Genomic DNA, 12,877 nt, shown 5'->3' on the forward strand with positions numbered 1-12,877 from the left:
CATGCATGCAAACAAGGCTGGGGAGAGCGGTCTTGCCCTATGTGAATAACTCCGGCTCGCAGGGTTGTTGTGGAGGAGAAGTGCCTGTGGGCGTGGGCTGGCAGGCTGCAGTCCGAATGCACTGTAAACTCTTTGTGGCGCCAGCGGCTTAGGCTTGTATTGGCGCCTGTGCGCCCCAGTAGCTCAGGGGATAGAGCAGCGGCCTTCTAATCCGCCGGTCGGGGGTTCGATTCCCTCCTGGGGCACAAGAAATCCCCCGGAACCTGCAGGGTTCCGGGGGATTGATTCTTTAAACTGCGTGGCTCTTTGGGCTGTCACTCAAGAAATTCCTTGAGGTTCTGAAGAACCATGTGCCACGTCGCGGCCGAATGCTCCTTTTCTTCTTCGCTCTTGTTGTTGCCCTGCGTAATGGTCACGGATGTTCCTTTGTCCGCATCGGCCAGGCGGTATTCCACCGTGTGATAATTCCCGGGGGAATCGGGAAGTCCCGATGAAGGACTGTAGTGAGTGGTTTTCAAGAGCTGCAAGGGTTCGAAGGCCAGGATGATGCCCTTGTCCTCGTATGCCTTGCCGTTGTACTCGCCGGAGTAAGTGATGGGATCGCCTACCCGCCAGGTTGTTTCGACATTGGTTCCGAGGAAGTATTCCTTGATGAGGCCAGGATCGGTCAGGGCCTTCCATACCTGCTCGCGCGGGGCGGCAACGGTGATCGACGCCTCGGCGTCAGGGATTTTTCCTTCCATGGGTTCCTCCTTCCTGCGGCCGCCGATTCAGGCGCGCCACCACTTGGCCCACGCTACGCCCGCGGGCCGTCCATGGGAATGGCAGAATGGCTATGTGATGAGCAGGGGAACCAGGGTGGAGCAGTCGAGTCGTGAAAGCAACTTTCAGCTGAACGGTAGGGCTGCCGGGGCCTTCCTGGTCCTTGTTGCTGCCCTTGCACTGACGGCATGCGCTGCATCGTCACCACAACCTACGGCAGGCCCAACTTCTTCGAGCCCCACATCCCTCCAAGCCAATGCTGAACCCAGCGTGGACCCCGCCATAGTGGCCACGAGCACGGCTGTGGAGACAACGCTGAAGAAAATCGTGGCTACCAACCCCAAACCGGATACGGAATCCGTTCGCGCAGCCCTGGTATCAGCGGGCATTCCCCAAGCCAACGTGGAAGTGTCCGTCAGCCGGACGCCCACAGGTCTTGATGTTGATGCGTTGGAAGCCGCGGCGCTGGCAGGCGATAGTTGTGTCATGGGCCAGATCCGGGATGGAGGCGTCGTGATGAGCGTTCTGCCAGTACTTGCCACCGGGAAATGCTTCGTGGGCAGCGTTCGTTAGCAGTACTTCCCCACGGAGTTGCTGACAGGGCCCGATAGCACCGAATGTGAGATCTGTCCGCCTACCCACTAGATTTAAGGGCATGGCGGAATTCATTTATACGATGACCAAGGCTCGCAAGGCCGTTGGCGACAAACTAATTTTGGACGACGTCAGCATGTCGTTCTACCCCGGCGCGAAAATCGGCGTCGTAGGCCCGAACGGTGCTGGCAAGTCCACCATCCTGAAGATCATGGCAGGACTGGACACTCCTTCAAACGGCGAGGCCCGCCTGAGCCCCGGTTACACCGTGGGCATCCTCTTGCAGGAACCGCCGCTGAATGAGGAAAAAACCGTCCTTGGCAACGTCCAGGAAGGCGTTGGCGAGATCTACGGCAAGATCCAGCGTTTCAACGAGATCTCCGAAGAGATGGCCAACCCGGATGCAGACTACGACACTCTGCTGGATGAGATGGGCAAGTTGCAGGAAGCGATTGACGCTGCCGATGCCTGGGATATCGATTCCCAGCTCGAGCAGGCCATGGACGCCCTGCGATGCCCGCCGGCTGATTCCGATGTCACGGTCCTCTCCGGTGGTGAGCGCCGCCGCGTAGCGCTGTGCAAGCTTCTCCTCCAGAAGCCGGACCTCCTGCTCCTTGACGAGCCCACCAACCACTTGGACGCCGAAAGCGTGCTGTGGCTTGAGCAGCACCTCTCCCAGTACCCCGGTGCCGTCCTTGCCGTGACTCACGACCGCTACTTCCTGGATCACGTGGCTGAGTGGATCGCAGAAGTCGACCGCGGCCACCTTTACCCGTACGAAGGTAACTACTCCACCTACCTGGAGAAGAAGAAGGCCCGCCTTGAGGTCCAGGGCAAGAAGGACGCAAAGCTGTCCAAGCGCCTCAGCGAAGAACTTGAATGGGTGCGCTCCAACGCCAAGGGCCGCCAGACCAAGTCCAAGGCTCGTTTGGCCCGCTATGAAGAAATGGCCGCAGAGGCCGAGCGCACCCGCAAGTTGGACTTCGAAGAGATCCAGATTCCTCCGGGTCCGCGCCTGGGTTCCGTGGTCATCGAAGCCAAGAATCTGAAGAAGGGGTTCGACGACCGCGTCCTGATCGAAGACCTCTCCTTCTCGTTGCCCCGCAACGGCATCGTTGGCGTTATTGGACCGAACGGTGTGGGTAAGTCCACCTTGTTCAAAACCATCGTCGGCATGGAGCCCCTGGACGATGGTGAGCTCAAGATCGGCGAGTCCGTAAAGATCTCCTACGTGGACCAGTCCCGCGGCGGTATAGATCCCAATAAGTCTCTCTGGGAAGTTGTTTCCGAAGGCCACGACTACATCCAGGTGGGGCAGGTCGAAATGCCTTCGCGGGCCTACGTTTCGGCGTTCGGCTTCAAGGGACCGGACCAGCAGAAGAAGGCTGGTGTCCTCTCCGGTGGTGAGCGTAACCGTCTCAACCTTGCATTGACCCTTAAGCAGGGTGGCAATCTTCTGCTCCTCGACGAGCCCACCAACGACCTCGACGTCGAAACCCTGAGCAGCCTGGAAAATGCCCTGCTCGAGTTCCCCGGCTGCGCCGTGGTGGTCTCCCACGACCGTTGGTTCCTGGACAGGGTAGCAACCCACATCCTCGCCTACGAAGGTGACGACGAGAACCCCTCCAAGTGGTACTGGTTCGAAGGTAACTTCGACTCCTACGAGGAGAACAAGGTGGAGCGCCTCGGCGCTGATGCCGCAAAGCCGCACCGCGTGACGCACCGCCGCCTGACCCGCGACTAGCGGGTCGCCACAGGCACAAAATGAGGCCGGTCCCAACAGGGACCGGCCTCATTGCTAGGGAATTCTGACCATCCCCTCCTGTGCCACGGTCGCAACGTGCAGGCCTTCGCGGTTGAATATCCGCCCGGTAGCCAAACCACGTGCCCCTTGCGCGCTGGGGGACTCCTGGACGTACAGCATCCACTCGTCCACCCGGACCGGCCGGTGCCACCACATGGCGTGATCGAGGCTTGCGACGCTCATGCCCGGCGTCATCCAGGCGAGGCCGTGTTTGCGGAGGATGGGCTCCAACAAGGTGTAGTCGCTTGCGTACGCCAACGCGGCCAGGTGCAGCTTGGGGTCGTCGGGCAAGGGTCCCATCGTCTTCATCCAGACGGCATTGGTGGCCACGCGCTCGCTTGGCGGTGACACGTAAAGTGCGGGGTCGATGTGACGGACGTCGAACGGCCGCTCCGAGGACATATGCCGTGCCAACGGGTGGTCGAATTGAGCCAGCAACTCAGCCGTGCTGGGCAAGGATTCTGGGTCCGGAATGCCTTCAGGCATTGTCGCTTGATGATCAAGGCCTTCATCTTCAACCTGGAACGAGGCGATCATTGAGAGGATCGGGACACCGTCCTGATAAGCATGAACGCGCCGCGCCGAGAAGGACCGACCGTCACGCAACCGTTCCACACCGAAGGTGATGGGCTTATTGGCGTCGCCGGGCCGCAGGAAATAGCCGTGCATGGAGTGCGCCACCCGGTCTGGTTCCACGGTTCGCATGCCAGCCATCATGGATTGGGCTAGAACCTGGCCGCCGAAGACACGATGCCGGGGCTGTTTTTGGGAAGGTCCAAGGAAGATATCCTCATTGGTCCTGGCTCCGTCGAAGTCACCCAGGTCCAACAGGCCAATCAGGACTTCCGTCGGATCTTCTGAGGGTGCCTCAAACTTAAGGCAAGCGTTCGTGTCAGTCATGGTTCGACTCTAGACGGCCCCCGGACCCCTCTCAACCGCGGACATGCCGGTAGAGTCGATGCTGTGACAGACCTCTTGACCCAGTCCTTCCGCTTTGCTGATCCCCGCGACCTCGTTGACCTGCGGACCTTTGTCACGCGTGCCAAGAGCATCGATGACGGCGCCATCCGCCTGCAGGCTGCAGGCCAGGTATTGGCCGCCTACGTGTGTGTGCTCAGGCCACGCATCCTGGGCGAATCAACTCCCACTATCCTTGGGTTGCGGACCATGGCGCTTGCAGAACCCGCGCAGGCCGACGTCACGGTGACGCTCGCCTCCGTCATGGACCGTCTTGCCCGCTCGGGTGCCGACGACGTCGAGTTGCCCATTCCGCCGTCGACGGTTTCGGAGTCGTGGGCTGGCGTCGGCGCGCCCAGGAGCGGTTGGGCAGTCCTGGGGACGGTGCTCGACGCCGACCTGAAGTCAGCAGCGGAAGCCGGCATTGCAGAGGTGGCTGGCGTGGTGCCCACTGCCGCCGGCGCTGCCGTTGTGAATACGGCCCGGGCCGCCGTGTGGGGACGAGAGCTCCCCGGACTCAGTGACCTGCCTGCCGGTGCAGCCTTCGCTGCCTTCGCCTTGGGATTCCTGGGCGCGGGCGAGCAGCAGCTGTTCCGCAATGGACGGTGGTTCCGCCTAAGTGGTCCTCGTGGCCATGTACTGGTTCGTACGGGCGCAGGCTTAGGCCTGGGCTTCTAGACCCAAACGACGACGCCCAGACGACAGCATTTAGACGGCCGAGGGGCTGTTCACCATGGTCAGGGCAGCGCGTTCCATGTAGTCCCAAAGGGTTCCCTCGTGAAGCGGCGACAACCCTAACGAGTCCACTGCTGTCCGCATGTGGAAGAGCCAGCGATCCTTCGCTTCGGGCGTGACTCGGAATGGCATGTGGCGCATCCGCAGGCGTGGATGGCCGCGCTCCTCACTGTAAGTAGTGGGACCACCCCAATATTGTTCCAGGAACATGAGGAAGCGCCGTTTGGCCGGTTCCAAGTCTTCTTCGGGGTACATGGGCCGCAGTAGCGGATCCTGCGCAACGCCGTCGTAGAAGACGTCAATCAGCTTCACGAAAGTGTCGTGACCGCCCACGGCTGCATAAAAGCTGTCGGTGTAGGCAGGTTGGCTGAAGGGATCATTCTGCATCAGCTGGCGTCGTGGACCAGCCTGGGGGTTCGTGTCACTCACTGGCCTTCTCCTCAGCCTTCTTGGCAGCATCATTGTCGTCGGGTTCCGGCGACTCCAACGGAACGTAGTCTCCCTGCGAGCGGTTGCCTACGCGCAGGATTTCGCCGTTTCGCAGATACCAGATGGCTCCGTCCTCAGCGCGGACCCGCGTAATGCGCAGGCCCACTGATTCAACGGTACCAATCACTTCGCTGGTAACGATCACATCGCCTATTCCGTACTGGTCTTCGATGGTGATGAAGATACCGGCGAGGAAGTCACGGATCAGCTGCTGTGCGCCGAAGCCGATGGCGACACCCAGGATTCCCACGCTTGTCAGCAGGGGCGCGACGTCCACGTTCATGAACTTGAGGACGTAAATAATCACGATCACCACAACCACGACGCTCACGAGGCTTGTCAGCAAAGTGCCGATGGTTTCGGCGCGCTGTGACCGGCGTTCGTGATCCAGCGCACGGATTGCCGGTTGCACCCATTTGAAGTGTGGCTTCTTGAAGAAGGAGCTGCCCGCGGATACCCGCCGTGTGATGCGCAGGATGATGAACCGCGCCACGATCCAGACAAGCAGGCCTACGCCTAAGGTGATGAGGATCGAAACGAAGTCTATTTTCTCCGGTTCAATGGTGATGGTTTCCGCCAAGGGGATGGAGGTCAAGGTGGAATAACTCCTTGTCGTCGGCCCGTGTTCGCCGGGCGCGGAACACTCTGTCCACTTCCAACCCTATCGCCGTAGCGTGACGGTATGCGCATCCTGGTCCTTGGCGGTACTGCCTTCCTGTCAGCTGAAATCGCCAAGCAGGCGCTTGCCTTGGGGCACGACGTCACGTGTCTGGCCCGTGGCAGCCAGGCGAACCCGCCCGACGGCGTGGAATGGGTCCGTGGCGACCGCGCCTTGGGCAGTGCAGCATATGAGGACGTGAACAGTAGCTGGGACGAGGTTGTCGACGTTTCCAGGGATCCTGTTCAAGCGCGGGATGCCCTTGAAGCGTTGGGATCGGGTGCGCGCCATTGGACGTTCGTGTCCAGTTGCTCGGTGTATGCGGATCATTCGGTTCCTGGTGCTGACGAGAACGCGGCGCTCCTTGAACCTTTGCCTGAAGGACAAGCCGGCACTCCGGAAACCTATGGTGAATCAAAATCTGCGATCGAGCACTTGACCCTCACGCTGGTGGGGCAGAAAGCCCACATTGTGAGGGCAGGTCTCATTGGAGGGCCAGGGGACGGCTCTGACCGTTACGGTTATTGGCCTGCGCGTTTCGCAGCCAATACTGGGCCGGTTCTAGTGCCGAACATTCCAGATGACGCCACCCAGATCATCGACGTCCGTGACCTCGCCAGATGGATCGTTCAAGGGGCAGAGATGGGCCTGACGGGCACGTACAACGCGTTGGGAGATGTAGTTCCGTTCAGTGAGTACATTTCGGAATCCAGCCGCGCGGCGCTGGGCCAGGAGAAGCAGCCCGGCACGGACGCGAGGATACCGCTGGGCGCAAATGTCCAGGCCGACGAAGACTGGCTGGTGGAGCAAGGCGTCGACTACTGGGCAGGGCCGGACTCACTTCCTCTCTGGCTGCCCCCGGACCACGACGGCTTCCAATCGCGAAGCAATCAAGCGGCGAAGGCGCTCGGTATGACATTGCGCCCGTGGCAGGAGACTCTCCGGGACGCCTTGGACTATGAGCGAAGCCTGGGCCTGGAAAGGGAGCGCAAGGCAGGCCTAAGCCGTGAAACTGAACGCAGGCTGGTAGCACTCCTGGGGGAGCAACAGGCCTAAGGCGGGTTTAGCAGCCTCAGGCCGCTGCCGACGTCGTCATTGGCTCGTGCAACACCGGGAAGTTGACACTGCGAGCTATGAAACAGAGCTGATTGGCTTCGTGGTGAAGTTGCGGCATCAATGCCGAATGAGCCGGGTCCGCAATGGTGACGTGCGGCTTCAGGGTTACGCTCTCGAACTGGCCGCTGCCGTCACGGTTGAGCTTCATGATGCCCTCGGCGTTGTCCTCGTAGCCGGTGACTATAACCCCATGTTTTACCGCCACGTGCAGGAAGGAGAGCATGTGGCATTGCGACAGGGCAGCAAGCAGGAGTTGCTCGGGGTTGTAGCGCGTGCGGTCGCCGTGGAACGTTGGATCTGCGGAACCCCTGAGGATGGGCAGCCCGGGAATCTCTACCTCATGATCCCGCGAGTACCCTCTGTAGCTCTCTGTACCGACGCCCAGATTTCCAGTCCAGCGGACGGTCAATGCATAGTGGTGTTCGTTGAGGCCCATGCGGACAGTTTAGCCATCTGCCAAACAGCGCCAGCACAGGCCCCAACGTACGGCTTAGGCGTCCACGTCCGCTGCCCGGGCTCGGAGCGCCCGTGCCACGGCGTCCCGGTTTTCCAGCATCATTCGGCGCAGCGCTGCACTTTCCTCGGGCAGGTCCGCGAGGAATTCGTCCGTCCGGTCCACAGTGGCCTGGGTTGTGAGCTGTGCCGGATAGAGGCCCACGACGATCTGCTGGGCCAAAGCGTGCGTGCGTTCTTTGACAATCCCGGGGACCGCTTCGAAGTACTTTTCAGCATAGGGTTCCAGCAAGGTGGTATCCGGCACCCGCATGAAGCCGGCCACTGCCGAGGCTTGCAGGGCGTTGGAGAGCTCGCCCTTGACCACGATGGAATCCCACGCGGCAGCTTTGGCTTCCGCTGTGGGAATAGCGGCCTTGGCCTGTGCCGCGGCATTTTGGCCGGTGGAGGTGTTGTCGTGGGCGAGTTCCTGGTCGATGCGCTCCTGGCCCTGCCTGCCGCCGGCCACCAAGGCGGTGAGCAGCTCCCACCGCATGTCCTGGTCGACGGTAAGGCCTTCAAGGGTGTCGGTCCCGTCCAGCAGCGCCTGGATGCGGTCCAGCTGCTCCGTGCTCCGTGCCAGCTGCGCGTAAGACTTCACGAACTGCAACTGCGCATCCGAGCAAGCATCCACCGCCGCCGCGAGGTCCCACAGTTTGTCGGCGGCAGCGATCGTTGCCTCCAACTTGTGCTCAGCTGCCACATAGTAGGTCAGCGTCGTGGCTAGCTGCCGCAGTTGAACGAGGATCACCGAGGAGTCTGTTTCCTCTGCGATGTTCGCCAGAATTAGTTCGACGTAGCCGCGTGCAGGAGTTTCTCCGTCCCGTGCCGCATCCCATGCGGAGCCCCACACCAGTGTGCGGGGCAAGCTGGCGGCAAAATCCTTGAGATGCGCTTTCGCTGTGGCAAGCGAATGAGCATCCAGGCGTACTTTGGCGTAGGCGAGATCATCATCATTGAGCAGGATGAGGTCCGGGCGTGCGAGGCCAGACAGGGTGGGCACTTCGGTCCGTGGGCCCTCGACGTCCAGCTCCTCGCGGTGCGTCCGCTCCAGCTTGCCTTCCCCGGACAGGTTGTAGAAGCCCACGGCCAAGCGGTGTGGGCGCAATGTGGGCTGTTCATCGATGGCTGTCTGCAGGATGCTGAACGAGGTGATGGTGCCGGCTTGCTCCACGTCCACCTCGGGAGCCAAGGTGTTCACGCCGGCGGTTTCCAGCCAAAGCTTGCCCCATACGTCAAGGTCCCGGCCGCTTGCGGCTTCCAGTTCCACCATGAGATCTGCCAGTTCGGTGTTTTTCCATGCGTGCTTGGCGAAGTACGTGCGAACACCTGACATGAACTGTTCGGGTCCAACCCAGGCAACCAACTGCCGCAGGACAGAGGCGCCCTTGGCATAGGTGATCCCGTCGAAGTTGACTTCCACGTCTTCAAGGTTGTTGATTTCGGCGAAGATCGGGTGTGTGGTGGGTAGTTGGTCCTGGCGGTAGGCCCAGGATTTCTCCACTGATGCGAAAGTGGTCCACGCCCGGTCGAAGGCAGTGTTTTCCACTGCGGCCAGGTGGGACATGTATTCGGCGAAGGATTCGTTGAGCCAGAGGTCGTTCCACCAGCGCATGGTCACAAGGTCCCCGAACCACATGTGTGCGAGCTCGTGCAGGACGGTGATTGCACGGCGTTCGATCTGTGCGCCGGCAACCTTGCCACGGAAGATGTATCCCTCCAGGATTGTCACCGCACCGGCGTTTTCCATCGCACCGGCATTGAACTCGGGGACGAACAGCTGATCGTACTTTTCAAACGGGTATGGGCAGCCGAACTGTGCCTCGAAGAATTCGAAGCCCTGGCGGGTAAGTTCGAAGATGTTGTCGGCGTCGAGGTACTGCATCAACGATTTGCGCGCAAAGACGCCCAGCGGAATGATCCTGCCGTCCGAACTGGCGACCTCCGACCGGACGGATTGGTACGGTCCTGCGATGAGGGCGGTGACATACGAGGACAGACGCGGCGTAGGAGCGAATTCCCACACGGACCTGGCACCGCCGTCCTCGCCTGCATCGGTTTCAACCGGTACCGGGGTGGGGGAGTTGGAGACGACGTCCCAGTGTGAGGGCGCGGTGACGTGGAACGTGAAGCTGGCCTTCAGGTCGGGCTGCTCGAAGACGGCGAACATCCGCCGGGAATCCGGAACCTCGAACTGGGTGTAGAGGTAGACCTCCCCGTCTACCGGATCCACGAAGCGGTGGAGGCCCTCGCCGGTGTTCATGTAGCGGGCATCAGCGACGATGGTGAGCTCATTCTCTTCGTCAAGGTTTGGAAGCTGGATGCGGATACCGTCTGATACTTCGGCAGGATCGAGTTCGGTGCCGTTCAGCGTAACGCTGTAAACGGTCTCGGTGACGGCGTCGATAAACGTTGACGCTCCAGCCTTTGCCGAAAACTTCACCACCGTGGTGGATCCGAAGACTGCGGCCCCCTTGGTCAGGTCAAGGGTGACCTTGTAGGACTCGACATTGAGGATTTCAGCGCGCTGCGCGGCTTCGACGCGCGTCAGGTTAAGGCCTGGCAAGTGGTGCCTCCGGAAGTTTGGGGTGGCCGGCCGGGCCGGGGGTCCGGTCGATGGTGTGAAGCCATTCTTTCACTCCAAGCGCCGATGGCAAGGAGGTGCCACCACAGTGTCGCTGCCAGGGAGTAGCGTTGGATCATGGGAACGTTCCGGGAGTCTCTTGACATACGCGCACTCAGGTTTGCACTCGCCTTTCCGTTGCTGCTGGCCATTGGTTTCGTCGTTTGCGCCCAGATGCTTCGAAACGATCTTCCGGATCCGGTAGCAGTGATGTGGAACGCTGACGGCGGCACCGCTTTTGCGCCCTTCGGCGCCTACGTAACAGGCGGCGCAGCCCTGATCACGTTCTTCGGTTGGGTCGCCTTCCTCCAAGCCGTTCCGCTTTCGCGGCCGGTGGTAATGCGAAGGGTCATGATGGGCCTTGGCCTCATGGTGAGCCTTTTCGTAACCACAGTCCTCGCTGCCGGATTGGTTGGGCAATCCGGCGTGGGGGAGGCGCGCGCTTCCCACGTAGATCCGATCGTCCTCGCCATGGGTAGCGGTGCGGCAGTATCCCTCGGCGTCGTCCTCATGTTCGCTTTCAAACCGGATCCGCGCTGGACGCGCGAGGATGATCAGGCCCTCGAAGCCGAACGCCTCCACATCACGGACCCGGACCTCGCGCGGGACACCCTGCGCATGTGGGTCCATGCCCGCAGCTCAGTCTTCGTCATGATTATCGTGTCCGCACTGTTTCCAGCCGCGCTGATTGCCATTGCTGTCCCGTGGCTAGGGGCCTTGGTGGCTGCTGCAGCGCTGGTCGGCGCCGGATTCCTGTTCGCCCGCGTCCGGGCGGACAGGGGCGGGCTGCAGGTCTTTGCAGGTGGCGTTGTACCCGTCCTGACCGTTCCCGCCGTCGACATCGCGGCGGCTGCTCCCGCTGAAGTAAAAGCTGCAGACTTTGGTGGCTGGGGGTGGAGGCACCATGACGACGCGACCGCGATGCTGGTCAGCAGCGGTCCTGCCGTCGTCGTAAGGAAACTTAACGGACGCAGGGTTGCGCTGAGTGCCGGCACTGCCGCCACTGCGGACAAACTCGCCGGAATCCTGAACCGGGCGGCCGAGCGGGCCCATCCCGGTGGGCAAGCCCAGCAACCCGGCGCGCGGTAACCTAGGTAGCGCATCCCACATCGCCGCGCCCGGCCAGGTGCCACACCGGCGCGCCAGAAAGAATGGACTACCCGTGACTACACCCCGCGTCCACATCGCCACAGACCACGCCGGCATGGAACTCAGCGCTCACTTGGTCAACCACCTCACTGCCAAGGGCTACGAGGTTGTGGACCACGGACCCAAGGAATATGACGCCCTGGATGACTACCCGTCTTTCTGCATCAACGCAGGAGTTGCAGTGGTGGCTGACCAGCAAGCAGGCGTTCACGCGCTGGGCATCGTTCTGGGTGGTTCGGGCAATGGTGAACAAATTGCTGCCAACAAGGTCAAGGGTGTGCGTGCCGCGCTGGCCTGGAACCTCTCTACCGCCAAGCTTGCCCGCGAGCACAACGACGCCAACGTAGTCGCCGTTGGCGGCCGTCAGCACACGGTGGAAGAAGCAACCGAGCTCATCGAGGCCTTCCTGCAGGAACCTTTCAGCAATGATGAACGCCACGTCCGCCGTATCGGCAAGATTGCGGCTTACGAGACCACCGGCGAGATCGTCGAGTAGTGCCTGAGGGGCACTCCGTCCACAGGCTGGCCCGCCAATTCCAGGATGTGTTTGGCGGCCGGCGTTTGGAGGTTTCCAGTCCGCAGGGACGATTCACAGCCGGTGCGGAGCTTCTGGACGGTCATGTGATGGTTGAAGTTGTTGCGCACGGAAAGCAGCTTTTCCTGAGGTTCGACCACGATCTTTTCCTCCACGTTCACCTTGGTCTCTATGGTGCTTGGAGCTTTGGCGGCGATAGCTCCTTCACGGGGGCCTCCAGCATTGGCGCGCCTCGCCGGATCGGTGAGCGCGAGACTGCCTCTTCTGGCGTGGAGTCCAGCGCTGAGGGGGACTACGCCGGGCCTCCCGCCCCGGTGGGTGCAGTCCGCGCCCGCTTGGTCTCGGACAACGGCTGGGCCGATCTTCGTGGAGCCACTACTTGCGCCGCTGTTACGTCCCATGAAGCAGAAGCTGTGCTGGGCCGGCTGGGCCCTGATCCGCTGCGTAACCGGCCGGGGGACCGGGACGAGTTCATCCGCCGGTTGCGACGCCGCAAGACCGCCGTGGCCTTGCTGTTGATGGACCAATCGGTGCTGGCAGGGGTCGGAAATATATACCGTGCCGAGGTCCTCTTCCGTCAGGCTGTGGATCCATGGACTCCTGGAAACACGATTGATGCTGCGACAGCGGGCAAGTTGTGGGATGACGCCGTCCTCGCCATGTCCGACGGCGTGCGCGACGGTCGGATCGTCACCACACCGCCAGCGCTATGGAGCGGTAACGGCGCCTCAGCGCCCGACGCCGATGCCCACTTTGTCTATAAGCGCGAAGGGCAGCCCTGCCGCGCTTGCGGGACGCTGGTAGGCATGGCAGAAATCGGCGCCCGCAAACTGTATTGGTGCCCTGGCTGCCAGTTGTAGCAGCGCTTGTCATTTGTAAGAGCGCTTGGGGTTATAGGACAAAACGTGTGTATTGGTTGGGCCTGCTTTCCAGCGCTGGCGGGCGAATTCCGGGATAGCTAAG

13 protein-coding genes and 1 tRNA gene are annotated in these 12,877 nt (G+C 61.4%); 8 read left to right on the forward strand and 6 right to left on the reverse strand.

Features of this window, described 5'->3' with window-relative positions:
* Positions 1 to 172: 172 nt before the first annotated feature.
* Positions 173 to 245 (forward strand) — tRNA-Arg (locus tag ACFX4T_RS24875).
* A gap of 69 nt (positions 246 to 314) precedes the next feature.
* On the opposite strand, the gene ACFX4T_RS24880 is transcribed toward ACFX4T_RS24875, so the two are convergent.
* On the reverse strand, positions 315 to 743 hold the full coding sequence (locus ACFX4T_RS24880) for an SRPBCC domain-containing protein (RefSeq protein ID WP_216925463.1): 429 nt from the start codon (positions 741 to 743) through the stop codon (positions 315 to 317).
* 97 nt (positions 744 to 840) lie between these two features.
* Here ACFX4T_RS24880 and ACFX4T_RS24885 point away from each other — a divergent pair, with 97 nt between their 5' ends.
* Together ACFX4T_RS24885 and ettA are read left to right on the forward strand one after the other, a co-directional pair.
* Entirely contained in the window at positions 841 to 1,335 is a 495-nt protein-coding gene (locus ACFX4T_RS24885) for a DUF6993 domain-containing protein (protein ID WP_377655019.1), read from the forward strand.
* Positions 1,336 to 1,417: 82 nt separating this feature from the next.
* Entirely contained in the window at positions 1,418 to 3,100 is a 1,683-nt protein-coding gene (ettA, locus tag ACFX4T_RS24890) for an energy-dependent translational throttle protein EttA (RefSeq protein ID WP_223946257.1), read from the forward strand.
* Positions 3,101 to 3,154: 54 nt separating this feature from the next.
* Here the strand turns inward: ettA and ACFX4T_RS24895 are convergent, their stop codons facing one another.
* Positions 3,155 to 4,060 (reverse strand): acyl-CoA thioesterase, encoded by a 906-nt coding sequence (locus tag ACFX4T_RS24895; RefSeq protein WP_377655022.1) that lies wholly within the window; start codon positions 4,058 to 4,060, stop codon positions 3,155 to 3,157.
* Positions 4,061 to 4,123: 63 nt separating this feature from the next.
* On the opposite strand from ACFX4T_RS24895, the gene ACFX4T_RS24900 reads away from it, so the two are divergent.
* Positions 4,124 to 4,795 carry a hypothetical protein gene (locus tag ACFX4T_RS24900; protein WP_216925466.1) on the forward strand — a complete coding sequence of 224 codons (672 nt, stop codon included), beginning with the start codon at positions 4,124 to 4,126 and terminating at the stop codon, positions 4,793 to 4,795.
* A gap of 30 nt (positions 4,796 to 4,825) precedes the next feature.
* Here the strand turns inward: ACFX4T_RS24900 and ACFX4T_RS24905 are convergent, their stop codons facing one another.
* The gene (locus ACFX4T_RS24905; RefSeq protein ID WP_223949302.1) at positions 4,826 to 5,239 is read right to left on the reverse strand and encodes a globin; all 414 of its coding nucleotides are present in this window, start codon (positions 5,237 to 5,239) and stop codon (positions 4,826 to 4,828) included.
* 34 nt (positions 5,240 to 5,273) lie between these two features.
* Complete coding sequence (locus ACFX4T_RS24910) at positions 5,274 to 5,936, reverse strand: mechanosensitive ion channel family protein (protein WP_216925467.1); 663 nt, start codon at positions 5,934 to 5,936, stop codon at positions 5,274 to 5,276.
* An 87-nt stretch (positions 5,937 to 6,023) separates the two neighbouring features.
* Here ACFX4T_RS24910 and ACFX4T_RS24915 point away from each other — a divergent pair, with 87 nt between their 5' ends.
* A complete protein-coding gene (locus ACFX4T_RS24915) occupies positions 6,024 to 7,055 on the forward strand; it encodes an NAD-dependent epimerase/dehydratase family protein (protein ID WP_377655026.1) in 1,032 nt (343 codons plus the stop codon).
* A gap of 16 nt (positions 7,056 to 7,071) precedes the next feature.
* Here ACFX4T_RS24915 and ACFX4T_RS24920 read toward each other — a convergent pair whose 3' ends face one another.
* Complete coding sequence (locus tag ACFX4T_RS24920) at positions 7,072 to 7,551, reverse strand: OsmC family protein (protein WP_377655028.1); 480 nt, start codon at positions 7,549 to 7,551, stop codon at positions 7,072 to 7,074.
* A gap of 54 nt (positions 7,552 to 7,605) precedes the next feature.
* Positions 7,606 to 10,173, reverse strand: a complete 2,568-nt coding sequence (pepN, locus tag ACFX4T_RS24925; protein ID WP_377655030.1) for an aminopeptidase N — start codon at positions 10,171 to 10,173, stop codon at positions 7,606 to 7,608.
* A gap of 135 nt (positions 10,174 to 10,308) precedes the next feature.
* Here pepN and ACFX4T_RS24930 point away from each other — a divergent pair, with 135 nt between their 5' ends.
* The 3 genes from ACFX4T_RS24930 (at position 10,309) to ACFX4T_RS24940 (ending at position 12,774) form a co-directional block, all read left to right on the forward strand.
* On the forward strand, positions 10,309 to 11,319 hold the full coding sequence (locus ACFX4T_RS24930; protein WP_223946253.1) for a hypothetical protein: 1,011 nt from the start codon (positions 10,309 to 10,311) through the stop codon (positions 11,317 to 11,319).
* Positions 11,320 to 11,392: 73 nt separating this feature from the next.
* Positions 11,393 to 11,875 (forward strand): ribose-5-phosphate isomerase, encoded by a 483-nt coding sequence (locus tag ACFX4T_RS24935; RefSeq protein WP_216925472.1) that lies wholly within the window; start codon positions 11,393 to 11,395, stop codon positions 11,873 to 11,875.
* Positions 11,875 to 12,774 carry an Fpg/Nei family DNA glycosylase gene (locus ACFX4T_RS24940; RefSeq protein ID WP_377655033.1) on the forward strand — a complete coding sequence of 300 codons (900 nt, stop codon included), beginning with the start codon at positions 11,875 to 11,877 and terminating at the stop codon, positions 12,772 to 12,774. Before ACFX4T_RS24935 ends, ACFX4T_RS24940 begins: the two co-directional genes overlap by 1 nt.
* Positions 12,775 to 12,877: the final 103 nt, after the last annotated feature.

The sequence above is a fragment of the Paenarthrobacter sp. YIM B13468 genome, from assembly GCF_042788025.1.
GTDB lineage: Bacteria > Actinomycetota > Actinomycetes > Actinomycetales > Micrococcaceae > Arthrobacter > Arthrobacter aromaticivorans.